General features: G+C 66.5%; 20 protein-coding genes. 11 read left to right on the forward strand and 9 right to left on the reverse strand.

Annotated elements, in window-relative coordinates; all coding sequences use genetic code 11:
* Positions 1–51: 51 nt before the first annotated feature.
* Both LRG10_RS04380 and LRG10_RS04385 read right to left on the reverse strand, forming a co-directional pair.
* Positions 52–564, reverse strand: a complete 513-nt coding sequence (locus LRG10_RS04380; protein ID WP_238634788.1) for a DsbE family thiol:disulfide interchange protein — start codon at positions 562–564, stop codon at positions 52–54.
* A 101-nt stretch (positions 565–665) separates the two neighbouring features.
* Positions 666–2,288 (reverse strand): alpha/beta-hydrolase family protein, encoded by a 1,623-nt coding sequence (locus LRG10_RS04385; protein WP_238634789.1) that lies wholly within the window; start codon positions 2,286–2,288, stop codon positions 666–668.
* A 210-nt stretch (positions 2,289–2,498) separates the two neighbouring features.
* On the opposite strand from LRG10_RS04385, the gene LRG10_RS04390 reads away from it, so the two are divergent.
* The 4 genes from LRG10_RS04390 (at position 2,499) to LRG10_RS04405 (ending at position 5,398) form a co-directional block, all read left to right on the forward strand.
* Positions 2,499–2,936, forward strand: coding sequence for an NfeD family protein (locus LRG10_RS04390; RefSeq protein ID WP_238634790.1), 438 nt, complete (start codon positions 2,499–2,501; stop codon positions 2,934–2,936).
* Positions 2,937–3,080: 144 nt separating this feature from the next.
* Positions 3,081–4,283, forward strand: coding sequence for a Na/Pi symporter (locus tag LRG10_RS04395; RefSeq protein ID WP_201167474.1), 1,203 nt, complete (start codon positions 3,081–3,083; stop codon positions 4,281–4,283).
* A gap of 21 nt (positions 4,284–4,304) precedes the next feature.
* A complete protein-coding gene (locus LRG10_RS04400) occupies positions 4,305–4,985 on the forward strand; it encodes a PhoU domain-containing protein (RefSeq protein ID WP_201167471.1) in 681 nt (226 codons plus the stop codon).
* Positions 4,986–5,083: 98 nt separating this feature from the next.
* Positions 5,084–5,398, forward strand: a complete 315-nt coding sequence (locus tag LRG10_RS04405) for a hypothetical protein (protein ID WP_201167469.1) — start codon at positions 5,084–5,086, stop codon at positions 5,396–5,398.
* Here the strand turns inward: LRG10_RS04405 and LRG10_RS04410 are convergent.
* The gene (locus LRG10_RS04410; RefSeq protein ID WP_238634791.1) at positions 5,395–7,032 is read right to left on the reverse strand and encodes a glycerol-3-phosphate dehydrogenase/oxidase; all 1,638 of its coding nucleotides are present in this window, start codon (positions 7,030–7,032) and stop codon (positions 5,395–5,397) included. The genes LRG10_RS04405 and LRG10_RS04410 overlap by 4 nt on opposite strands.
* 180 nt (positions 7,033–7,212) lie before the next feature.
* Between LRG10_RS04410 and glpK the strand changes: the two genes are divergently transcribed.
* The 3 genes from glpK to LRG10_RS04425 are packed head-to-tail and all read left to right on the forward strand — an operon-like array spanning position 7,213 to position 10,813.
* A complete protein-coding gene (gene glpK / locus LRG10_RS04415; protein ID WP_201167464.1) occupies positions 7,213–8,709 on the forward strand; it encodes a glycerol kinase GlpK in 1,497 nt (498 codons plus the stop codon).
* A 59-nt stretch (positions 8,710–8,768) separates the two neighbouring features.
* Positions 8,769–10,376 carry a BCCT family transporter gene (locus tag LRG10_RS04420; RefSeq protein ID WP_207189755.1) on the forward strand — a complete coding sequence of 536 codons (1,608 nt, stop codon included), beginning with the start codon at positions 8,769–8,771 and terminating at the stop codon, positions 10,374–10,376.
* Positions 10,373–10,813, forward strand: a complete 441-nt coding sequence (locus LRG10_RS04425; RefSeq protein WP_201167444.1) for a hypothetical protein — start codon at positions 10,373–10,375, stop codon at positions 10,811–10,813. The genes LRG10_RS04420 and LRG10_RS04425 overlap by 4 nt, the downstream gene beginning before the upstream one ends.
* Positions 10,814–10,819: 6 nt before the next feature.
* On the opposite strand, the gene LRG10_RS04430 is transcribed toward LRG10_RS04425, so the two are convergent.
* Positions 10,820–11,476 carry a metalloregulator ArsR/SmtB family transcription factor gene (locus tag LRG10_RS04430; protein WP_201167441.1) on the reverse strand — a complete coding sequence of 219 codons (657 nt, stop codon included), beginning with the start codon at positions 11,474–11,476 and terminating at the stop codon, positions 10,820–10,822.
* A gap of 117 nt (positions 11,477–11,593) precedes the next feature.
* Positions 11,594–11,941 (reverse strand): carboxymuconolactone decarboxylase family protein, encoded by a 348-nt coding sequence (locus LRG10_RS04435; RefSeq protein ID WP_201167428.1) that lies wholly within the window; start codon positions 11,939–11,941, stop codon positions 11,594–11,596.
* 224 nt (positions 11,942–12,165) lie between these two features.
* On the opposite strand from LRG10_RS04435, the gene LRG10_RS04440 reads away from it, so the two are divergent.
* Positions 12,166–12,660, forward strand: a complete 495-nt coding sequence (locus LRG10_RS04440) for a disulfide bond formation protein B (RefSeq protein ID WP_238632557.1) — start codon at positions 12,166–12,168, stop codon at positions 12,658–12,660.
* 30 nt (positions 12,661–12,690) lie between these two features.
* Positions 12,691–13,710, forward strand: coding sequence for a GTP 3',8-cyclase MoaA (gene moaA / locus LRG10_RS04445; RefSeq protein WP_238634792.1), 1,020 nt, complete (start codon positions 12,691–12,693; stop codon positions 13,708–13,710).
* A 20-nt stretch (positions 13,711–13,730) separates the two neighbouring features.
* Here the strand turns inward: moaA and LRG10_RS04450 are convergent, their stop codons facing one another.
* Genes LRG10_RS04450 through LRG10_RS04465 form a run of 4 tightly spaced genes read right to left on the reverse strand, consistent with a single transcriptional unit; the run spans position 13,731 to position 17,657 of the window.
* Positions 13,731–14,168 carry an amino acid-binding protein gene (locus LRG10_RS04450; protein WP_201167384.1) on the reverse strand — a complete coding sequence of 146 codons (438 nt, stop codon included), beginning with the start codon at positions 14,166–14,168 and terminating at the stop codon, positions 13,731–13,733.
* Between the two features lie 2 nt (positions 14,169–14,170).
* The gene (locus tag LRG10_RS04455) at positions 14,171–15,508 is read right to left on the reverse strand and encodes a phenylacetate--CoA ligase family protein (RefSeq protein WP_201167383.1); all 1,338 of its coding nucleotides are present in this window, start codon (positions 15,506–15,508) and stop codon (positions 14,171–14,173) included.
* An 11-nt stretch (positions 15,509–15,519) separates the two neighbouring features.
* Positions 15,520–16,065 carry an indolepyruvate oxidoreductase subunit beta gene (locus tag LRG10_RS04460; RefSeq protein WP_201167382.1) on the reverse strand — a complete coding sequence of 182 codons (546 nt, stop codon included), beginning with the start codon at positions 16,063–16,065 and terminating at the stop codon, positions 15,520–15,522.
* Positions 16,062–17,657 (reverse strand): thiamine pyrophosphate-dependent enzyme, encoded by a 1,596-nt coding sequence (locus tag LRG10_RS04465; RefSeq protein WP_201167381.1) that lies wholly within the window; start codon positions 17,655–17,657, stop codon positions 16,062–16,064. Before LRG10_RS04465 ends, LRG10_RS04460 begins: the two co-directional genes overlap by 4 nt.
* A 242-nt stretch (positions 17,658–17,899) precedes the next feature.
* Between LRG10_RS04465 and LRG10_RS04470 the strand changes: the two genes are divergently transcribed.
* Both LRG10_RS04470 and LRG10_RS04475 read left to right on the forward strand, forming a co-directional pair.
* The gene (locus LRG10_RS04470; protein WP_201167379.1) at positions 17,900–18,781 is read left to right on the forward strand and encodes an RnfABCDGE type electron transport complex subunit B; all 882 of its coding nucleotides are present in this window, start codon (positions 17,900–17,902) and stop codon (positions 18,779–18,781) included.
* A 141-nt stretch (positions 18,782–18,922) separates the two neighbouring features.
* On the forward strand, positions 18,923–23,893 hold the full coding sequence (locus LRG10_RS04475; RefSeq protein WP_201167377.1) for a 2-oxoacid:acceptor oxidoreductase family protein: 4,971 nt from the start codon (positions 18,923–18,925) through the stop codon (positions 23,891–23,893).
* Positions 23,894–23,895: the final 2 nt, after the last annotated feature.

The raw sequence follows: 23,895 nt of genomic DNA on the forward strand, positions 1-23,895 counted from the left end.
GGGGGGGGCGGGGGCCCCGGCCACCCCGGGGCGGGGCCCCAGCGCTGCGGTTCAATCAACCAGCGAGAGGATCTCTTCTTCCACCACCTCCTCATCGAGCGGCCCGATCTCCTTGTAGGTGATGGTGCCGTCCTCATCCAGTACGTAGGTCTCCGGGGTGGCGTAGACGCCCCACTCCATACCCGCCTCGCCCTCGGGGTCGTGGGCGATGCGATCGTAGGGATCACCGCGCACCCGGAGATACTGCAGGGCCTGCGCGCGGTCGTCGCGGTAGTTAAAGGCGTAGACCTTGACCCCGTGCTCCGAGAGGCGCTCAAGGTGGGGGAAGTCCTCGTGGCAGACCGGGCAGGTGGATCCCCACACGTGGACGACAGCCACGTCGCCGACGAAATCCTCATGGGTGATCGTCTCGTCGCTGTCGTGGAGATCCTCCAATTCGAACGGGGGCGCCTGCTCGCCGACCAGGGGTGAAGGCAGTTCCTCGGAGTCCATGCCCAGGCCGACGTAGAGCAGAGCCAGAACCGGCAGGGCGATGGCGAGGGGGATCAGGATGCGCTTGAGCATAGATGACCTCTCCAGCATTCGGCGGTGTTCATTGAAACGCGATCCACTGGTGTTTGCCGAGTGGACCGGATCGCGGCCGGCGGGTTCCCCGAGCCCGGCGTTCAGCGTCCCAGGTGGCGGGTCAGCCGCTCCAGTTCATCTGCGCTCCAGCCGTCTGGCTCGGTGAGCGTCACCCAGGCATCGATGTAGTCCTCTACGGCATAGGTGTGCCCGTAGCCGGGCGGGGCGCCGCCGGCAGCCATGTCCGCGGCCAGCTGCAGCATGGTCACCACGGGGTACCAGCGCAGCTCGGAGGAGACATCCGGACCACGGGGTTCGGCCATCCAGTCCGGTTCGCGGTAGAGGATGCTCGGACTGAAGAAGGTGATCGGGTCACTGGCATACTGCAAAAAGGCGAGGCGGAATGGTCCCCATTCGTCGCCGGCGGCATCGAGCCGGGTTTCCTGATTCGTGAAGCGGATCACCTCGCCGTCCCGGAACTCGGGCAGCCAGGCCGGCGAACCGGCTTCGCGGCGCTCGGTGACGGTCCGCCAAGTCTCGCTGCGGAACGGGGGGCCGCTCCACAGGGCACCATCAAACGGATCCTGGATGATATCGAAGACATCGAAGGCTCGGTCGGAGTTGAGGGCGCCCAGGCTCAGGCCGTGGAGATAGAGCGCGGGGCACTCGTCCTCGGGCAGGGTGCGCCAGTGCCCGTAGACGACCTCGAACAGGGCGCGGGCCATCTCGGCCCCGTAGTTGCCTTCAACCATCAGCGCCAGCGGGCTGGGCAGATAGGAGTACTGCGCAGTGACCGTGGCGATGTCGCCACGGTGCAGATACTCCACCGGGTCAGCGGCCGCCGGATCGATCCAGCCGGTGCCGGTGGGAGTGGCGAGGATCAGCACGGACCGGTCGAAGGCGTCCGTGCGATGCAACTCCTCCAGAGCGAGCTGGGCGCGCTCCTCGGGGGTCTCGGCTGCGTTCAGGCCGATATAGATGCGGATGGGCGTGGGGGTCGGCTTATCGATAAACGACTCGAGCTCCGTCGCCGTGGGGCCCGAGGAGACGAAGCTGCGGCCCTGACGGCCGAGATCCTTCCAGTCGACGAACGAGTCCGGGCTGCCTGCGCGTTCGGATTCACTCGGACGCTCCTGATCCGCCTCGATGAGGGCGTCGACCTGTTGGTAGGAGCTATCGGCAGCGCGCAGGGCCATGGTGAACAGTACGCCGTCGATCACGGCCCAGAACAGGCCGATGGCGACCACCACCCCAGCCAGGTGCGAGACCCGCGGCGGGATGAAGCGTTGCAGGCGCAGGGAGAGGAAGCGAAACGTCCCGCGGAAGAGACGGGCCAGGAGCAGGGCGGCGGCGAAGACCAGCAAAGCCACCAGCGCGGCGCCAATCGGTGGCAGGCCGCCTGCCGGCTCCAGCTCCATCTGCGCGCGCACGGCATCCTGCCAGCCGGCGGCGCGCCACATAAAGGTGACCGCTACCAGGGTGCACCCGGCCACGGCCAGCCAGCGCACCATGCGCTCGAGGCGCCCGCGCAGCTCGGGGAGTTGCAGGTAGTGCCACAGCCCGCTCATCCCGGCACCAATGGCGTATCCCGCGGTCAGGGACAGGCCGGAGATGGCGCCCTGGAAGGCGAAGGGGCGGGGGACCAGGCTCGGGGTCAGCGAGAAGGCAAAGAACAGGGTGCCGAGCAGCAGGCCGACAGTGGATAAGGGGCCGATCAGTCGCATCAAAGACCTTCGTTGATGAGCCAGGGAATAGAGCCGGCGTCCGGTTTCGGCCGCTCAGGATAGCGTACCCCGGGGTGGGTGCGGCTAGCCGGCGAAAAAATCGCCACCTGCCGCAGGTCCGCACGGGATCGGGGCGGGGCAGGGTTTTCCACAGGGCCTTCCACAGTTTTTGTGGATTAGACTGAAAGTGGCCGCGAGCTGGAGGTGTGCATGTTCGACCCATCCTGGATCTGGCTGGCCGGCGGCATCCTGCTACTCGTGACAGCGGCTCTCTTCGGTGGTCACCTGTTCCTGGTGGATCTGGCCGTGGCCGCCTTCGTTCTGGCGGTGGTGACGTCAGTGAAGGCGGACATGGCCGTCTCTCACCAGCTGCTGATCTATCTGGTCACCACACTGATCCTCCTGCCGACCGGTTACCGCCTTGCGCAGCGTTTTGCCGGGGCCTACGCCCATCGCATGGTCGCCCCCGCCGACGCGTACGCGGGACGCTTCGGTGTGCTGGTCTCGCGGGGTCAGGGAGTCGGTGTGCGGGTGGACGATGAGGTCTTCCCGGCCCGTGGTGCGGATGGGCAGGCGCTGCACCCGGGTGATCGGGTGCGTATCGAGCGGATGGTGGGGATCACCGCCTGGGTGCGACCAGCGCCCTGATCCCGAAGGATCGGAGCATCGAGTGCCTGCAATGAAATTGTAACTTGACTGTCATGGGCCGGGTGGGCAGCTTACGCATCGCCCGGCCGCGGGGCTTCGCGGTGCGTGCCGGGTGACCGTTCTGGACACAGGGGCGACCAGCTGATGGCACAAGGCAAATCAGCCTCCGCTGCCGGGGTGGACCCGGCAGTCGTCCGGCATCGTGAGGTGCCGGCCTGGCTGCGCGGGGTCTATGCCGGGCTCTGTCTGTACCTCTTCCTGGCCGCGCTGAACGTCATCGGCAGCGGGCTGGGGACTTTCGGCGAGGCCAGCGACTTCTTCGTCCGCGCCTTCGAATATGGCGAGAACCCGTTCATCGCGCTACTCGGTGCCGTGCTGGTCACGGCCATCGTGCAGAGTTCATCGTTCACGACGGCGCTGATCGTCACCTTGGTGGCGACCGGCGAGATGACCCTGGGCACGGCGGTGTTCGCCATCATGGGCGCGAACATCGGCACCTCGGTCACCGCCCTCCTCGTGGCGCTGGCGAATATGCGGATCCGCCGGACCTTCCGGCGCTCGTTCACTGCGGCGCTGCTCCACGACTTCTTCAACATCCTCACGGTTGCCGTGCTCTTCCCGCTGGAGTGGGTGACCTCGGCTCTCGCCGAGAGTGGCCGGGGCGTGATCACCCAGACCGCTGCCTGGCTTGCCGAGTTGGTCGGTCTGCCGGAAGTGGCGCGACCGGACAGCCCGGTGGGGGTGGTGACCGCGCCGATCGTGGCCGTGTTCGAGTCGGGCGGGAGCGCGCTGGCGTCGACCGGGGGCACGGAGGGCCTGCTGGTGGCTGCCGGCGGCCTGGTGCTCATGTTCTTCGCCCTGGTGCTCATGGTGAAGAATCTCCGCGGGGCCCTGCTGCGGCACATGGACGGTCTGTTCCGTAGCTATTTCTTCCGCACGGATCCGCGCTCCTACGGGATCGGGGCGATCTCCACGGTAATGGTCCAGTCCAGCACGATTACCACGAGTCTGATGGTTCCCCTGGCCGGCGCCGGTGTGGTGCCCATGCGGCGGGTCCTGCCGTTCATGATGGGCTCGAATCTCGGGACCACCGCGACCAGTGTCCTGGCTGCTACGGCCAACCCCGTCTCGGCGGCGCTGACCGTGGCCTTCGTGCACGTGCTGTTCAATCTGTTGGGCACGGCGATCTGGTATCCGTTACGCTATATACCGATCCGCATGGCCAGCTGGTACGGCCGCCTGGCCGGGCGCAGCATGCCGTACGCGTTCCTGTTCCTGTTCTTGGTATTCTTGGTGCTGCCGCTTGTCGGGCTGGCAGTCACCGAGGTGTTGCTCATTCACCGTTAAACGCTCCCACCGGAGATGGCGATGTTCCGCGAGATCCTCAGTGCCTTTGCCCGAGAGACGGCCGTCGACCGTGCCTTTGCGGAGCTGGAAGCCATGCTCCAGGACGGGGCGTGGATGTTCGAGCGGGCCAACGAGGTGCTGCACAGTCGGGTACCGGCGGAAAAGGCCGAGGACGCGATCTATGAGCGGGATCGGCGGATCAACGCCCGCGAGCGCTCGGTCCGCCGCAAGCTCCTCCGCCACCTGACGGTGAACCCCGGCTACGATGTCCCCGTTTGTCTGGCGCTACTGAGTGTCTCCAGGGATGCGGAGCGCATCGGCGACTACTGCAAGAACGTCTTTGAAATCGGGCGCTTCTACACACGGGGCTTCCACGTTGCGAAGTACCACCAGCCCCTGGAGGAGATCGAAGGGGAGTTAGGCGGGATTTTTCGCACGTTGGCCTCGGCGTGCCGGGATCCGGACCAGCAGGAGGCCGCCCGTGAGCGCCGCGAGCAGGCGCGGGACATCCAGCGCCGCTGCGATCAGCTCATCGAGGAGCTGTTCGAGGACGAGGGCGAGATCGAATTCCACGAGGCGGTGGCGTATTCGCTGCTCGCCCGCCACTACAAGCGTGTGGCCGCGCACCTGACCAACATCGCCAGTGCGGTGCTCGGCGAGCTGGCCGAGCTGGACTTCGAGCCGGGAACCGGGGGCGACTGATATCCCCCTGTACCGCCTTCCCGGCCGTGGCCGGGACCGGCTGAGGCCGCTATGATGGGGACCGTTCCGTCCGGTTCAGCGAGAAGGGACGCGCTGCCATGGCCGACCACGGTCTGACCCTACTGCTGCTGATCTTCCTGGCCCACGTTGCCGCCTTCGGCGCGGCCGGGCTGCGCCGGCGCGAGCCTTACTACGCCGCCACGGTTCTGACCTTCACGATCCTCAGTGCATCGGTGGCCGTGCGCCTCTATGCACCGGGGTGGAGCGTGACGGACCATCTACCGCTCTACGAGCTGCTGCGCTGGCTTGCCCTGCCGGCTGCTGCCGTCTCCATCATCTGGACCGTGCTGCGCGTCCGGGCTCGCCGGGCCCAGCAGCGGGCCGCCGCCGAGCAGGCCCGGCCGATCCGCTAGGGTGCCGAGGCGGTCGTCTGCGGGCAGAACCGGCCGATGTAGGTGCGGAATCCTTCCGCCTCTGCTGCCACACGGTCACGGTCCCACCCGAGGTGCGCTCCGGCGATACACGCCGCGCTATCCACCGCATCCAGCCCCGCCGCCGGTCCCAGACCGACCATCGTGCGACGCATCAGGGCGTCGGTGAGCGTCTCGGACATCTCCGTCTCGAAAGCGTGGATCAGCTCCGCGGCGACGGCCCCAGTCTGCGGGCTGAACACCTCCTGCAGTCGAGGGTCCGCGCCCATGCGTGCAGCGATCTGCTCGGCCTTGACGCCGTAGAGCGCCGCCAGGCGTTGGGCCAGCACCGGGGTTAGCCCATGGGCTGCCGCTAGGCGGCGCCGAAACGTCTCCAGGTCCGGGGTCGCAGCTCCCGGGAGAGGCCGCCGGCGCGTCGGGCACGGGGGCAGCTGCCAGCCGCGGGACCGGCCGATCCGCTCCACTGCTTCCTCGGCCAGGTGGCGGTACGTGGTGAGTTTGCCGCCAATCACCGACCACAGCCCTGGCGCCTGATCCTCGTGGTCGACGATCAGGTGGCGCCGGGTAATTGCCCCTGTTTCTCCGGCGGCGACGTGGGGTAGGGGGCGCACACCGCTGTAGGCGTACAGTACCTGGCTGCGCTCGAGCCCTGCATCCGGCAGGAGCCGGTTGGTCTCATCGAGGAGGTAGCGGATTTCGTCCTCGGTGGGGGCTGCGGTCCCGGGGTCTGCATCGTAGCGGGTATCGGTGGTACCGATCAGATAGAGCCCGTTCCAGGGCAGTGTGAAGTAGGGGCGCCCATCCTCTCGGGCCTCGGCATAGAGCGCGTGGCCCGGAGCACCGGGGAAGGGGGGGACGACGATGTGCGTGCCCTTGGTGCCGCCGATGCGCCGCGGGAACTCGGGTGCGGTGGCCTCAAGGAGGTGGTCGACCCACGGGCCGGCGACATTGATCACCGATGCGCTTCGCGCCCTGGCGGTTTCGCCGGTGAGCTGGTCCTCGATCTCGACCCCGGTGACACGACCCGTGGCCGCTTCCCGTTGCACCCGCCGCGCCCGGGCGTGGGTATAGACCGTGGCTCCGTGGGCACGGGCGCAGAGGAGATTCTCCAGGGTCAGCCGCTCCGGGTAAGCGACTTGGGCGTCGTAATAGCGCGCGGCGCCGAGTAGGCCCTGCTCGGCCAGGCCTGGTTCGGCGGCACGGACTGTGGCGCGGTCGTATATGCGGTGGCAAGGCAGGCTTTTGTCCATGGAGAGGAAGTCGTAGGCGAGCATGCCCAGGCGCACCATTCCGGGGCCCCGCCGCTGGCCGGCGTAGAGAGGGGTGAGCAGGGGCAGGGGCGTGACCAGGTGGGGGGCGGTGCGCAGCAGGATCTCGCGATCGCGCAGAGACTCCCGGACCAGCCCGATCTCGCCGTGTTCGAGGTAGCGCAGCCCGCCGTGGACCAGGCGGCTGTTCCAGGCGGAGGTGGCACCGCCGATATCGTCCTGTTCCAGGACCAGTACCCGGAGTCCGCGCAGCGCTGCGTCCCGAGCGATGCCGGCGCCATTGATCCCGGCGCCAATGACGATCAGGTCGTAGGGGTGTTCGAGCTCCGCGGGGATCCGTCCACTCATCGGGCTGGCTCCTCGGTTGCAGCGTGGGAATCTGGTGCCACCAGCGTGAACCCTAGCAAGAAAGCGCACAGCAGCGGCAAAGTCTCGCGAGCCTCTTTGCAATCGTCGGCCGGGCAGAGATGATCGGGGCAGCGGCCCGCGCTGAAAGCAGGCCGGGGGACGCAGCGAAGGAGTCGAACCATGCAGCAGCGCTACATCCTGGCCCTGGATCAGGGCACCACCAGCTGCCGTGCGATTCTCTTTGATCAGCGGGCGCAGATCGTGGGCGTCGCGCAGAAGGAGCTGACGCAGTATTACCCGCACCCGGGCTGGGTGGAACACGACGCCATGGAGATCTGGGGCGCGCAGATGGGGGTGGTGCGGGAAGTTCTCGAGGTGCATGGGGTCAAGCCGGCCGAACTCCACGCCATCGGGATCACCAACCAGCGCGAGACCACCGTGATCTGGGATCGCCACACGGGGCGCCCGATTCACAATGCGATCGTCTGGCAGGACCGACGCACGGCCGCCCTGTGCGAGTCGCTCAAGGAGCGCGATCTGGAGCGGAAAGTGCGTGACACCACCGGCCTGGTGATCGATGCCTACTTCTCGGGCACCAAGATCCGCTGGTTGCTCGACAATGTCGCGGGAGCACGCGAACGAGCCGAGCAGGGTGAGCTGCTGTTCGGCACCATGGATACTTGGCTGGTCTGGAATCTGACCCGCGGGGCATGCCACGTCACCGACTACAGCAACGCCTCGCGCACCATGCTCTACGACATCCATCGCCTGGCCTGGGACGACGAACTGCTTGAGGCGCTGGCGATCCCGCGGACGCTGCTGCCGGAGGTGCGCCCCTCCTGTGGGCATTTCGGGACCACGGACCCGGATATGCTCGGCGGAGCGCAGATCCCCATTGCCGGCATCGCCGGAGATCAGCAGGCGGCACTGTTCGGGCAGGCCTGCTTCGAGCCGGGCATGGCCAAGAACACTTACGGCACCGGCTGTTTCCTGCTGATGCATACCGGTGAGCAACCCGCGGTCTCGGAGTCGGGCCTGCTCACCACCATCGCCTGGGGCATTGACGGTCGGGTGGAGTACGCCCTCGAGGGGGCGATCTTCATCGCCGGCGCCGCCATCCAGTGGCTGCGCGACGAGTTGAAGCTGATCGACTCGGCGGAGGATTCGGAGTACTTCGCCGGCAAGGTGCCAGACGCCGGTGGGGTCTACGTCGTACCGGCTTTCGCTGGGCTCGGTGCCCCGTACTGGGACATGTACGCCCGGGGCGCGATCTTCGGGCTGACGCGGGGGACGCGGAAGGAGCATGTCACCCGCGCGACCCTGGATGCGCTGGCCTATCAGACCCGGGACGTGATCGATGCCATGGGGCGTGACTCCGGGCTGCCGCTCAAGGCGCTCCGAGTCGACGGCGGGGCCGTGGCCAACAACGTGCTGATGCAGTTCCAGGCCGATGTGCTGGGGGTGCGGGTGGAGCGGCCCGAGATCACCGAAACCACCGCCCTCGGAGCCGCTTACCTGGCGGGTATTAACGCGGGCGTCTGGGATCAGGGGAGCGTGGCCCGCCAGGTCGCCTTGGAGCGGGTCTTCGAACCGTCGATGGCGGAGGAGGAACGTGATCGACTCTACAGCGGTTGGCAAAAGGCTGTGCGCCGGAGCATGGACTGGGAGCGAACGTAGCATGATCGCCCCCTCGCGCGTCCGTCGGGGTGGTCGATCCGCGTCCCTTGGGTGGGTATATGTATCCTAGGGTCTTTCTGCCGGCAGCAGCCCTGGTGGTGACCCTGGTGGTGGCCGCCGCCGTCTGGACCGAGGCGATGGGTGATGGGATCGCCCGGCTGCAGACGTTCATTGCCGTCGAGCTGGGCTGGGTCTACACCGGTGTCGTTGCGTTCCTACTCGGTTTTGTTTTGGTGGTGCTGCTGCGTCCTGATTTCCGCAGGCTGCGTCTGGGGCCGCCCGACTCCTATCCGGAGTACAGCTACCTGTCGTGGTTCGCCATGCTCTTCTCGGCGGGTATGGGCATCGGCCTGCTGTTCTACAGCGTTGCCGAACCGCTGATGCACTTCGCCGATCCGCCCCGGGCCGAGCCGGGTACGCCGGATGCGGCCCTCGAGGCGCTGCAGATCACTTTCTTCCACTGGGGTTTGCACCCTTGGGCGATCTACATCATCGTCGCGCTCTCGCTGGCGTTTTTCTCCTACCGCCACGACTTGCCGTTGTCTCTTCGCTCGGCGCTCTACCCGCTGCTCGGACAGCGTATACACGGCGTCATTGGCGATCTGGTCGACACCATGGCGGTGGTGGGGACCGTGCTCGGAGTGGCGACATCCCTGGGGTTGGGGGTTATGCAGGTCAACTCCGGATTGGCACGGGTCGGGCTGCTGGAGGAGTCACTGACGCACCAGATCGGGCTGATCATCGCCATCATGGGGGCGGCGACCATCTCCGTGGTCAGCGGATTGAACAACGGGATCCGTCTTCTCTCACGCGCCAATCTGTTCCTCGGTGCGGCGCTGATGTTGTTCGTGCTGATCGCCGGGCCGACCCGGCTGGTCCTGGCCGGCTTTTTTGAATCCCTCGGCCACTATGTGGACGGCCTCGTGGAGCTGACCTTCCGCACCGACGCCTTTCGGAGCCCCGACTGGCAGGCCGACTGGACGCTGTTCTACTGGGGGTGGTGGATCTCGTGGTGTCCGTTCGTGGGCATGTTCATCGCCCGGGTCTCCCGCGGGCGGACGGTGGGGGAGTTCATCCTCGGCGTGTTGTTGGTACCGACGCTGTTCACCTTCGTCTGGCTGACCGCCTTCGGCGCGGGTGCACTGCATCTGGATCAGGCCGGCGCCGGCATCGCGGCAGTGGTACAGGAGAGCGTGCCGCAGGCGCTCTACGCCATGCTCGAGGCGCTGCCCCTGGCGGCGATTACGGTTCCACTGGCTACCGCCGTGGTGGTGGGCTATTTCGTGACGTCGGCAGACTCGGGGGCGCTGGTCATGAATGTCCTGGCCTCCGGCGGCAACCCCAATCCGCCGCTGCTGCAGAAGATCTTCTGGAGCACCATGACCGGTGCCGTGGCCGCGGTGCTGTTGATCGCCGGCGGGCTGCAGGCCTTGCAAACAGTCACCATTGCGGCGGCGCTGCCGTTGTCACTGATCCTTCTGCTCATGGCCTGGGGGCTGTGGGCGGCGTTCCGTGCCGATGCGCAGCAGTCGGACATGATCAGCCCCATCCCCGAGCCGAAGCTAGAACGGCTGTTCCGCTATCTGGATGAGCGCCGGCGGCGGCGCCGTGGATGGCCGCCGCGGGGCAGCTCGGACACTCCGCAGACAAGGACGAAACGTCAATGAGACGCTGGCTGAGAAAGCTCCTCAAAAGCGGCGAACCCCAGATGGCCGATGCCGAGGCGGCGCAAGCACAGCTCCGTGACGCCGAGCAACAACTCGAGCAAAGCTTCCGGGAGGCGGTGCTGCCCGGCTTGTGGCGGGCCCGCGACACCCTGATCGCCGAGGGGTTTGCCGCCCTTGTCGAGCACAACGAGCACTGGGCCAGATTGATGGTCGCAACCGACTCGGAGGGAAGCTGCGTCTACACCGTGGAGGGCCGCCTCTATCACAAGCCGTCCTTTGCGTTCCCTGCGCTGCACGGGGACACGGCGCGGCCGCAGTATCCGGTCCTGCACCTGGAGTGTCAGGGGCAGGTACGCGAATGGCGCCCGGAGCAGGTGGATGCCGAGACCGTGGCGGCCGACGCCGAGGGCGAGTGCCGCAAGTGGTTGAACTGGTAAACCCTCTTATTGAACCGGGAGCCCCTCGGCCTTCCACTCCGGGAAGCCTTGGTTGAGCCGGGTTGCGTCAACGCCTTGGCGGCGCAGTCGGCGCACGGCGTCGCGAGCCAGGGCGCAGAACGGTCCCCGGCAGTAGGCGACCACCTGTTGCTCGGCGGGCAAGTCTTGGAGCCGGGCCTCGAGTTCATCCAGGGGTACGTTGATGGCGCCCGGCAAGTGTCCGGAGGCGTACTCCTCGGGCGGGCGGACGTCGATCAAAGTGACTTCGTTACGCTGCAGGCGCTCAAGGAGCTCCGCCGACGAGAGCGTGTCCAGGTCCTGGTGGTCCTCGAAGTACTGCGCAATCAGCTGATTGACTTCGGCTATGTTGCGCTCGGCCACCCGGCGCAGGGTCGACATCAGGGTCAAAACCTCCTCGTCGGCGAGCGCGTAGTAGACGTACTTACCCTCTTTGCGGGCGGTCACCAGGCCGGCGCGCCGGAGCTGCTGCAGATGTTGCGAGACGCTGCCCACGGGCAGCTGGGTCAACTGCGTCAGGGCCTCGACGCTGCGTTCCCGCTGCGCAACTAGCTCGAGCAGTTCCAGGCGGTATTCGTGTCCCACCGCCTTGGCGATGACCGCGAACTGCTCGAGCACGCGACGTTTGGGGATTTGCTGTTCCATGGATTCCAGGCTGCACTCCGGTGTGCCGTACGGTAGGGAGCAAGTGGTCTTCCCTACCGTACGGCGTGGTTTTGATGCTTATCAAGCGCTCCCTTTTGGAGTGGACTTTTTACCGCACTAACGATCCGCGGCGAACTGGTCGAAGGCCTCTAGGGCCTGGGCCCCGTAGGTCATCGAGGGACCGCCGCCCATGTAGACCGAGACACCGATCATCTCGAGGATCTCGTCGCGGGTGGCGCCATGCTTGGCCGCGGCCTTAGTGTGGAAGGCGATACAACCGTCACAACGGGTCGCCACACTGATCGCGACCGCGATCAATTCCTTGGTCTTGGGCGAGAGCGCCCCGTCGGCGGTCGCGGCCTGGGCGATGGCCGAGAACCCCTTGGCAACATCTGGCTGGCCCTTGCGGACCTCCTTGAACAGCGCGGAGAGTTCGTCGGCGGTGCTGGCCCAATCCTTGTACATGGGTGGATCCTCTTGGTTGCGGTCGTGGAAACGGCAAGGTTACGGCGCGATTCTACATGGATCGATAGAACTGCATCGATAGTGTGTCGGGGTAGCCCCGACGGGTAGAGGCGGCGAGGGGGCCAAGGACGGGGCAGGTGGTCGGGATGAGCAGCTGGTCCCGTCTCAGGGCTGCTATCATCGCTGCACCCAGTCCGATGCGTGAAGGAATTGGTGTACCGGTAATGAGCGAGACACGTGGACAGCGGGGCCGAGCCCTTTTGGGGCTGGTGGCCGTGGTGGCAGCGGCGGCAGGGGGGATTGTTGCCGGGGCGGAGCATTGGGGGGGGCTGGAGCCGTGCTCGCTGTGCTGGACGCAACGCGGCATTCTGGCCGCCCTCATGCTCGTGGCGTTGCTCGGCGTGGTGTTCTGGCCGCGCCGGGGCTGGTGGCGGTGGAGCCTGGGCGGAGCGTTGGCTGCGGTAACCGCCGGGGGTCTAGCCGCCGCTGGCCGCCACCTCTATGTCATGTGGAATCCGGAGGTGGTCGATTGCGGGATGAGCCCGGAAGTCATGCTGCAGATGCTGCCCTGGCGGGAGTTCCTCGTCGAGCTGGTGACCGGCAACACGGACTGTGCCGAAGCGGCCGCGCTGTTTGGGGTTCCGCTTCCGTTTGCTAGCTTCTTCGGGTTTACGGTCCTCGGTGCGGCATCGCTGTACGCCGTTTTCCGATTGCGCTAAGGGGGTGGACGCCGGTCAGTGAGGGCTGCCATGTCGTCCGATTCTCAGCCGCTGGTCGATGCCCACGGGCGCCGGATCGACTATCTGCGCCTGTCGGTCACCGACCGCTGCGATCTGCGCTGTCTCTACTGCATGGGTGGAGAGGTGCGTTTCGTCCCGCGCTCCGAGATCCTCTCCCTAGAGGAGCTAGAGCAGGTGGCGGTGGCCGTCGTCGGTCTGGGCGTGCGGAAGGTCCGAATCACTGGAGGGGAGCCCCTGCTGCGGCGGGGGGTGCTGGGGCTCGCGCGGCGTCTCGGAGCCATCGACGGGCTCGAGGAACTGGTGATGACGACCAATGCCACGCAGCTGGCGCGCTACGCGCGGGAGCTGCGGGCGGCCGGCGTGCAGCGCCTGAATATCAGTCTGGATACGCTCGACGCCGCTCGCTTCCGGCAATTGACCCGGACCGGACGGCTGGACCAAGTTCTCGAGGGCATCGAGTCGGCACGGGGGGCTGGTTTCAAGCGTATCCGCCTAAACACCGTTGCGATGCGCGGCCGCAACGACGACGAGATCCTATCGCTGGTTGATTTTGCGCTGGCGCGGGGGATGGACATCAGCTTCATCGAAGAGATGCCGTTCGGCGACGCCCAACGTCATGTCCGGGGCGAGGCCTTCATGGGCTCGGCCGAGGTGCGGTCGCTGATCGAGCGTCGCTACGACCTGGAGGATGCCGAGCCGCGGCCGGCCGCCGGCCCCTCGCGGGAGTTGCAGGTGTCCGGGAGCGCTACCCGGGTCGGCTTCATCTCGCCCCACTCGGGATGTTTCTGCCCGGCCTGCAATCGGGTTCGGGTGACCGTGGAGGGGCTGCTTTTGCCCTGCCTGGGCGACGAGGGTGCCGTCGATCTGCGCGGGATCCTGCGCGCCGGCGACGATGCCGTAACCGTTCGGGAGCGTCTGCGCGCGGGGGTTCGCGACGCCCTGGCACGCAAACCGGCCCGGCACGGGTTCGCGGCACCCGGAGTCAGCCAGCCGCGGGTGGTGCGGTTCATGAGCGCCACCGGCGGCTGAGCCGTTCCCCGGGGATCGGGTCAGTCCGCGCGGGTGAGCCAGCGCACCGGATCGAGGACATGGATCTGTCCGGCCTGCAGCGTGGCAATCGCGGCGTCCGGATCCTCAAAGCGCATGAATAGTACGGCCCGGCCCGGTTCGCCAAAGGTGAAGGCGTAGGTGTAGAGCACGTTATGGCCGCCCTGTTCGAGGACCTCCAGGACGTAAGCCATACCGCCGCACTCATCGGCCACTTCCAGCCCCACCACCTCATCGACGCGAACGGCGCAGCCGGCCTCCTCAAGCACGCGCTTGGCGCGCTCCCAGTCGGCGACGATCAGGCGCAGGATGCCGAACTGGTCCGCGTCGGCCAGGGAGAGGGTGCGGATGTTGATGCCTGCCTCCGCGAGGATTCGGCACGGTTGCTTGAGGTGTGCAGGTTGGTTCTCAAGGAAGAGTGATAACTGCTTGAATTTCATGGTCACCCCTCGCGGTTATCGAAAACCCGCTTCGCCTTGCCCTCGCTGCGTGGGAGACTCTGAGGCTCGGCGAGGCGGACACCGACGCGCAGCCCGATGATGTGCTCGAGGGCGTCGGCGATCTGCCTTTGCAGCGCCTCCATCCCCCCGACGGTATCACTCAGCACCGCCTCGGTGACCTCCACGGCGACCTCCATCTGGTCGAGGCTCCCCTGGCGGCTCAGGGTGATCTGGTAGTGGGGCAGGGTCCCTTCAACCTGCAGCAGCGCGGTCTCGACTTGGGCCGGAAAGACATTGATACCGCGGATGATGAACATATCGTCGCTGCGCCGGCCGATGCGCTGGATGCGCCTTATGGTCCGGCCGCAGCTGCACGGCTCGGGGATGATGGTGGTCAGGTCCCGGGTCCGGTAACGGATCATCGGCATGGCCTGCTTGCTCAGGGTGGTGAGCACCAGCTCGCCTTCCTCGCCGTCGGGCAGCGGGGTGCCGGACTCGGGGTCGATGATCTCCGGGTAGAAGTGATCCTCGAAGATGTGCAGGCCGTCCTGAGCGCAGCACTCGCTGCCCACGCCGGGGCCGATGATCTCGGAAAGGCCGTAGATGTCGTAGGCAAGAATACCGCTCTCCTGCTCGATGCGCTGGCGCATTGCCTCGGTCCACGGCTCGGCGCCGAAGATCCCCACACGCAGGGGCAGGTTCGGCCAATCGATGTCTGCCTCGCGGGCGCGTTCCAGCAGATGAAGGAAATAGCTGGGGGTGGCGCACAGCGCGGTGACCCCGAAATCGCGCATCACCATCATCTGCCGCTCGGTGTTGCCCCCGGAGATGGGGATGACCGTGGCCCCCAGTTCCTCGGCGCCGTAGTGCGCGCCAAGCCCCCCGGTGAACAGCCCGTAACCGAAGGCGTTCTGCACCATGTCGCCGGCATGGACGCCACAAGCGGCGAAGGTCCGGCTCATGACCTCGGACCAGACGTCCAGATCGTCCCGGGTGTACGCCACCACGATCGGCTTGCCAGTGGTTCCGCTGGAGGCGTGCAGGCGGACGATCTCCTCACGCGGGCTGGCAAACAGGCCGAAGGGGTAGGTATCGCGCAGGTCGTTCTTGACGGTGAACGGCAGATGCTGGATGTCGGCCAGCTGACGCAGGTCGGAGGGTTGCACCCCCCGCTGCTCGCAACGCTCGCGGAACAGTGGTACGCGCTCGTAGGCCCGCGTGACCATGCCCTGGAGACGAGTGAGCTGGAGCTCGCGCAGCTGCTGCTCCGGGAGGTAATCGGGGGCGCTGCGCGGGTTGAAGGTCGGCTGATCCGGAGTCGGTGCGGCTCGGTCGTGCATGGTCTCCCTCGTCACAGAGTGGGTCGGGGGCGTGAATGGCTGGTTAGAGTGCCGAACAGGGCCTCGATGCCCCGCGCCTGGCGGAATACGCGCAGGTTCATCTCGTGGAGCTTATCGGGCAGCTGACCGCGGATGGCGTCGATCCAGTGCGTCTCGTCGATGTCGAGGTGGGCACTGAGCACGCCGAGCAGTGCGACATTGACCATGCGGGCGGCGTGCTGCGATGCCTCGTCCTGGAAGAGCTGCGGGACGGCGTCGGGCGTGATCAGGCGCCCGTGAGGGGCCAGCCGATGGCGGTTGGGCAGGACCTGGGACGATTCCGAGATGATCAGGAAGTCGGCCTCGGCGTGCGGCACCATCGGGCTGTGGACCCGGGGCCCGAAGCGGATGTCGCTGCTGACCGACCCGCCTCGTTGACTCATGCCGTGGATCTCGCTCTTCTTTACGTCGTGGCCGGCGCTGAAGGCGGCCTCGGCCAGGATGTCCGAGCCCGTGACGATCCCCTGGCCGCCGAGTCCGGCAATGACGATGTTGGTTACGCCGTGCTCGTCAGTCATGACGACGACTCCTGCTCGGCCTGAAGTGCGGCCAGGCGCCGGCTGGCCAGCGGGCAGGGGCGCCTGGCCACGATCAGGGTGAGTTCGTCGCTGGCCAAGGCGTCGGTGAGCAGTCGCTCGAACTCGTCCTGAGCCTCGACCGGATCCACCGTGTGCACCCGGGTGATGCCCATCGCCAGGGCGACGGCCTCGTAGTTGAGCTTGCTGGTGGCCGGGTGGTGGTCGATCTGTCGGCCTGTGCCCGGGTGCTCCTGGAGCCCGGTCATGGCTGTGGTGTCGTTGTCGAGTATGAGCAGCACGTGGCCGGTGGCCGGCGGGTTATAGGCCATCTCGGCCAGCCCGGGGAGGCCGGTATGCACGAAGGTGCTGTCGCCGATGACGCTCACCACCCGTCGTGCCTGGTCGGCGGGGAGGGCATGGCGCAGGCCGAGCCCGACGCCGACGCTCGCGCCCATGCATACGCAGGTGTCCATCGCCTCGAAGGGAGGCATGACGCCGAGGGTGTAGCAGCCGATGTCTCCGGCAACGATGCACTCGTGCCGGGACAGGGTCTGGAACACCTGTCTATGGGAGCAGTCGGCACAGAGCCGCGGCGGCTTGCCCGGTTCCTCCGGTTCGGGCTCCGGGCTCTCGTCGCCGGCGAGGATGCGGCGGACCCGGTCGGCGTTGAGCTCACCGAAACGGAAGCGCTCCGGCTTGCCCTCCACCGGGATGTCCGCTGCCCGAGCGGCGGTGTAGAGATACGGATCCCCCTCTTCGATCACTACGCAACGGTCCACCTTGGCGGCGAAGGCGCGCATGGCCTCGATGGGTAGCGGGTGGGTCAGCCCCGGCTTGAGCAGGCGAGCTCCGGGGGCGGCCTCCCGGGCATGGGCTGCAGCCACGCCGTCGGCGATGATCCCCAGGCTCGTATCCTCGCCCTCCTCGACGAGCAGCTCCGCCGACACCTCGGAGCGCGCAAGGTTGGCCAGGCGTTCGCGCAGCCGGACGTGGGCCGGACGCGCGTAGCCAGGGATCATGACCCGACCGGGGATGTCCCGCTCGTACCGCGGCGCGGGCACCTGCGCCCGTTCGGTGCGGGTGCGGACCCGCCCCTTGGAGTGGCAGATCCGTGTGGTCAAACGCAGGATCACCGGCAACTGGAAGCGAGCGGAGAGTTCCAGGGCCTTGAGCGTATAGTCGTACGCCTCCTGGCTGTCGCCGGGCTCGAGCATCGGTGCCCCGGAGGCTTCGGCATAGCGGCGGGTGTCCTGCTCGTTCTGGCTGGAGTGCATTCCCGGGTCGTCGGCGACGGCGATGACCAGGCCCTCGGCTACACCGGTGTAGGTGGCGGAGAACAACGCGTCAGCGGCCACGTTGAGGCCGACGTGCTTCATGGTCACCAGGGCCCGGGCGTTGCCGTAGGCCACGCCGAGGCCGACCTCAAGGGCCACCTTCTCGTTGGGAGCCCACTGGGCACGCCCTCCGAGGTGGTCGAGGCGCTCGAGGATCTCGGTCGAGGGGGTTCCCGGGTAGCCGGTACCCAGCGACACGGCGCCGTCGAGTGCGGCTTGGGCGACGGCTTCATTGCCTGTGAGGAATTGATCGGGCATGCACTGCTCCTGGGGACTGACTCGTTGTCCGGACTGCGATTTCAGGCCGGTAGAGCATAGAGAGCAAGGGGTGGGGGATCAACATGATGGGAGCGCGCGCGCGCGAGCGGGTGGTCGCGGGCACCGGAAAACCCATCGGGATTTGACCTGTCGACCTCTATGAGGGTAATTTCCACTCGCTATTGTTCACTGCACAATACCGTTAACACCATCGGGAAGGGACGCAGCGAGTGACTTCGGCAATGACACAGATCGCCCTGGCGGGCGGCGTGATGGCGAGCCTGGGTATCCTCCTGGCCGCGATGCTCGCCGTGGCCAATCGGCGGCTCTACGTCTACGAGGATCCGCGAATCGACGAGATCGAGGACCTGCTGCCTCGGGCGAACTGCGGGGCCTGCGGGGTCGCGGGCTGTCGCCCGTTTGCCGAAGCCCTGATCAACGGCGACACCCAGCCTTCCCGGTGTACAGTCAACTCCCCCGAGTTGAATCAGCAGATCGCTGACCTGCTCGGTGTCAGCGTAGGCGACCAGGAGCGGCTAATCGCCCGACTGGCCTGCGCTGGCGGCACCCACGTGGCGGCTACCCGGGCGCGCTACGAGGGGCTCAAGTCCTGTCGAGCGGCGGCGCTGGTCGCCGGCGGTGGCAAGGGCTGTGTCTGGGGCTGTCTCGGCCTTGGTGACTGCGAGGACGAGTGCGGTTTCGACGCCATTGAGCTCAACCGGTATGGCCTGCCGATCGTGGATGCCGAAAAATGCACCGGCTGCGGTGATTGCGTCGAAATCTGTCCAAAAGACCTCTTCAGCCTGCAACCCGAAAGCCACCGCCTGTGGATCAATTGCCGCAACCAGGATCCGCAGGACGAGGCCGAATCCCACTGTGAGGTCGTCTGCACTGCCTGCGGGCGCTGTGCAGCCGACGCGCCGGAAGGTCTGATCCGCATGGAAAATAACTTGGCGGTGATCGACTACAGCAAGAACGACCTGGCCTCACCAGTGGCGATCGAACGTTGTCCAACGGGCGCCATTGTCTGGTTGGAAGACGGTGAGCCCCGACGGGGTGCGGGCGCACGGAAGATCACCCGCAAAGAACCTCTACCGCGCATGGAACCCCTGCCTCGCGTCTGAGGCACAGCGCTACAGCCCGCATGGCTGGCCGGCCGGCATGCGCGCGGGCCGGCGCCGCGGTGTGGCGTCTGGCGGTTACAGGTACACAGATTTCGAAATGAGCACCGGTCCGGACGGACCGGGCAAGCTAGGGGAGGCGATATGCTTTTCAAGCGCACTACGTCGCAGGACCTGATGAAGTATCAGGGGATTCGCGGGGCGATGGACGGCAACAGTGCCGTCATCCAGTGCGAGCGCGAATCCTCGGACGCCGCCGGCGCCTACCCGATCACTCCGTCCACGGACATGGGTGAGATGTGGGCCGAGGAGGTCTCCAAGGGTCATATCAATGTCTCCGGTCGCTCGCTGATCTTCATCGAGCCGGAGTCCGAGCACGCCGCTGCGGCGATGACCGCCGGGCTGTCGATGACCGGCCTGCGGGCGATTAATTTCTCGTCGGCGCAGGGCGTGGCGTTCATGCACGAATCGCTCTATGCCGCTGCCGGCAAGCGACTGCCGTACATCCTCAACATGGGCTGCCGCGCCATCACCAAGGGCGCGCTCAACGTCCATGCCGGCCACGACGACTACCACTGCGTCGACGACACCGGCTTCTTCCAGGTCTTCGCCAAGAACGCCCAGGAGGCGGCGGACCTGAACATCATCTCCCACAAGATCGCCGAGCTGGCGCTCAACCCGGGTATCGTCGGTCAGGACGGCTTCCTGACCACTCACCTGATCGAGTCGCTGCGCATCCCCGAGCGGGAGCTGATCCAGGAGTACCTGGGCAGTGCCGACGATATCATCGACTGTCCGACCCCGGCGCAGCGGATGCTCTATGGCGAGCAGCGCCGCCGTATCCCCGCCATTTGGGATGTCGACAACCCGATGCTCTCCGGTTCGGTGCAGAACCAGGACGCCTACATGCAGCAGGTGGCTGCCCAGCGGCCGTACTTCTACGCCCACCTGCCCGAGATCGCCGACGCCTGCATGGAGGAGTTCTCCCAGCTGACCGGCCGGCGCTACAACCGGGTCTCCGGTTACCGGATGGACGACGCCGAGTACGTCATTGTCGGTCAGGGCAGCATGGTGGCCACTGCCGAGGCGGTGGCCGATTACCTGCGGGATACGCGCGGCATCCCGGTGGGCGTGGTCAATCTGACCATGTTCCGTCCCTTCCCTGGCGCCGACCTGGCCCAGCTGCTCAAGGGGCGCAAGGGCGTCGCCGTGCTCGAGCGCACGGATCAGCCGTTGGCCGAGGATCTGCCCCTGGCCCGCGAAACCCGGGCGGCACTGACCAAGTGCCTGGAGAACCGCATCGCCGGGGAAGGCAAACCGTACCCGGATTATCCGTCCTTCGGCGGCGGGGACATGCCGCGGATCTATTCCGGTGCCTACGGCTTGGGCTCGCGCGACCTGCAGCCCGAGGGGCTGATCGCCGCCGTGGAGAACATGCTCGGCGACGGGCCGCAGCAGACGTTCTTTTACCTGTCGGTGGACTTCATCCGGCCCAACCCGGCGACGCCCACCCAGGAGGTGCATCAGCAGAAGGTGCAGGAGGCCTACCCGGGTATCGAGAAGATGGCACTGCGCGGTTCCGAGAACCCGAGCCTGATGCCCGATGAGGCGATCACCGCGCGGCTGCACTCGGTTGGCGGTTGGGGCGCCATGACCACCGGCAAGAACCTGGCCATGACGCTCTTCGACCTGCTCGACTTCCACATCAAGGCGAACCCGAAGTACGGCTCCGAGAAGAAGGGGCAGCCGACCACCTATTACCTGGCTGCTGCGCCGGAGCCAATCCGGGTCAGCAGCGAGCTCAAGGAGGTCGAGGTTGTCCTGTCGCCGGATCCGAACGTCTTCGATCACTCCAACCCGCTGGCCGGCCTGGCCAAGGGCGGGACGTTCGTCATCCAGTCGAACCTGGACTCGCCGGCAGCCGTCTGGGAGAGCTTCCCGGCGGAGGCCCAGCGCTACATCGTCGAGAACGATATCCACGTCTACTATCTCGATGCGTTCAAGATTGCCCGGGACGAGGCCTCGGATGCCGATCTGCAGTTCCGCATGCAGGGCATTGCCTTCCAGGGCGCGTTTTTCGCGTCGTCGCCGCTTATGCAGCGCCGCGGCCTGACACGTGACTCACTTTTCCGCGCTATCGAGGAGCAGCTCGAGCAGAAGTTCGGCAGCAAGGGGCGCCGCGTGGTGGAGGACAACCTGCGGGTGGTCCGCCGCGGCTTCGATGAACTGGTGGAGATCACCGACAAGACCCTCAGCGGTGCCGTGGCGCCGGCTTCGGGCGAGCAGCGGGCCATGCCGGAGATGCCGGTGATGCTCAAGCGTCTGCCCAAGTCCGAGGATGCGCGTTCGGATATCCACCGTTTCTGGGAGCAGACCGGCAGCTTCTATGTCGCCGGGCAGGGCAGTGACAACCTGGCCGATCCCTTCATGGCGCAGTCGCTGATCCCGGCGTCCACGGCGATCTACCGGGACATGACCCAGGTACGCTTCGAGTACCCCGCCTGGGATCCGGCCAAGTGCACGGCCTGCGGGGACTGCTACGCGGTCTGTCCGGACACCGCACTGCCCGGGCTGGTCAACAGCATCGGCGAGATCTTCGACACCGGCGTGCGTCGTATCGAGAAGACCCAGCCGACACGCCATCTGCGGCGCGCCGTGCGCGATCTTGAGAAGCGGCTGCGCAGTGCGCTGCTCGAGGCCGGCGAGGAGGCCGACTTCCACGCTGAACTCGACGACTCCATCCAGCGCCTGCTGGCCGATAGCACGCTCGATGGCGGCGATAAGGAGCGTCTGGAGCGGGAGCTGGCATCGCTGCGCGAGCAGATCGGCGACTTCCAGTTCGCCGTCACCAAGCCGTTCTTCTCCGCGCAGGAGAAGCGCAGCCCCGGCAGTGGCGGTCTGTTCTCCCTGGCGGTCAATCCGTATACCTGCAAGGGGTGCATGGAGTGCGTCCGCATCTGTGACGAGGGTGCCCTCGAGGCGGTGACACAGACCCAGGACGACGTCGACCGAATGCGGCGCAATTGGGACTTCTGGCTTGATCTGCCGAGCACCAGCAAGGATTACATCCGCATCGACGACCTGGATGAGGGCATCGGCGCCCTGGAGACGCTGCTGCTCGATAAGACCAACTACGAGTCGTTGAACGCCGGCGACGGCGCATGCCTGGGCTGCGGCGAGAAGACCGCGGTGCACCTGTTTACCTCCACGGTCTCGGCGCTGATGCAGCCCCGGGTCAAGGAGCACGTCAAGAAGATTGACGACCTGATCGCCCGGCTGGAGCAGCACATCCGCCTCAAGCTGGCCGAAGGCATGGATATCTCCGACGTCCACGCGGTCCACGAGGCCATCCAGGCACACTCGGACCGTGACCTGACGCTCTCGCGCTTGTCCGGCACGCTGGATGAGGGGCGGGGCAGCCAGACTGTGGATCCCGACTGGCTGAAGTGGGCTACCGACGTGCTGGCCCGGCTCAAGGATCTGCGCTGGCGCTACACCGAGGGGCCGACCGGCCGCGGCCGTACCCACATGGGCGTGATCAACGCCACAGGCTGCACCTCGGTCTGGGGGAGCACGTATCCCTACAACCCCTATCCGTTCCCGTGGACCAGCCACCTGTTCCAGGACAGCCCGTCGATGGCAGTGGGCATCTTCGAGGGGCACATGTCGAAGATGGCCGATGGCTTCAAGGCCATCCGCATGGCCGAACTCGAACTCGCCGGCAAGTACGATCCGGCCGAGCACGACGCGTTCTTCGCCCAGTTCAACTGGGAGAACTTCACCGACGAGGAGTACGCCCTGTGCCCGCCGGTGGTCAGCCTGGGCGGCGACGGCGCCATGTACGACATCGGCTTCCAAAACCTGTCGCGGGCCATGATGTCCGGGAAGCCGGTGAAGGTGCTGGTGCTCGATACCCAGGTCTACTCCAACACCGGTGGCCAGGCCTGCACCTCTGGGTTCATCAGCCAGGTCTCGGACATGGCGCCCTACGGCAAGGCCTGGAAGGGCAAGAACGAGATCCGCAAGGAGATCAGCCTCATCGGCATGGCCCACCGCACCAGTTATGTCGCGCAGGGGACCATCGCCAACGTCACGCACCTGCTGGAGAGCTTCATCGAGGGTCTCAACACCCGGCGTCCAGCGGTGTTCAACGTCTACGCCGTCTGCCCGCCGGAGCACGGAGTGGGGGACGATGTGGCCTTCATGCAGTCGCGTATGGCAGTGGACGGCCGGGCCTACCCGCTGTTCCGCTACAACCCGGATCGCGGCACCACGTTCCGCGAGTGCAGTGATCTCGAGGGTAACCCTGAGGTCGAGCAGGACTGGCCGACGTACACCCTCAACTACCTCGACGAGGAGGGCGCGGAGCAGAGCATGGAACTACCCATGACCTTTGCCGACTTCGCGCTGACCGAGGGTCGCTTCCGCAAGCACTTCAAGCAGGTGCCGCCGGAGAAGTGGAACGACGACATGATCCCGCTGGTGGAGCTGCTGGAGCTCGACGAAGAGGATCGCGAGGGCCTGTTCCCCTACATCTGGGCCGTGGACAAGCAGAACCGACTGGTCCGGGTCATCGTCTCCGAGGAGCTGGTCCGCTCGACCGAGGAGCGACGTGACTTCTGGCATCAGCTCAAGGGTCTGCTCGGACTGGATCGTGAAGAGGTCGATGAGCAGGCCGTGGCTGCCCGGACGCGTCAGGAGATGGCGCAACGGATCAGCGCGGCCCTGGTCTCCATGGCCAGCGGCGAGGATTCCGGCCAGCTGGCCGGCGCGCTAGCCGCCCCCGAGTCGGCGGTGTCCTCCGCGGGCGCGCAGGGTCAGGGGGCCGATGACGGGGGCGCTGCCGATGCCGCGCCTACCGCAGCCCACGATCCGGTGTGGGTGGAGAGCAACGAGTGCACCGCGTGCGATGACTGCATCGACATCGCCCCCGGCGTTTTTGAGTACGACGACAACAAGCAGGTCGTTGTGAAGGATCCGAAGGGGGCGTCGTTCAAGGACATCGTCCGCGCGGCGGAGAAGTGCGCCTCGTTCGCGATCCACCCGGGCACCCCGTTCGACCCGAACGAGCCGGGCCTGGACAAGCTCATCAAGCGGGCAGAGAAGTTCAACTGACC

It is taken from the genome of Halorhodospira sp. 9628 (assembly GCF_022228075.1).
Classification (GTDB): Bacteria; Pseudomonadota; Gammaproteobacteria; order Nitrococcales; family Halorhodospiraceae; genus Halorhodospira; species Halorhodospira halophila_A.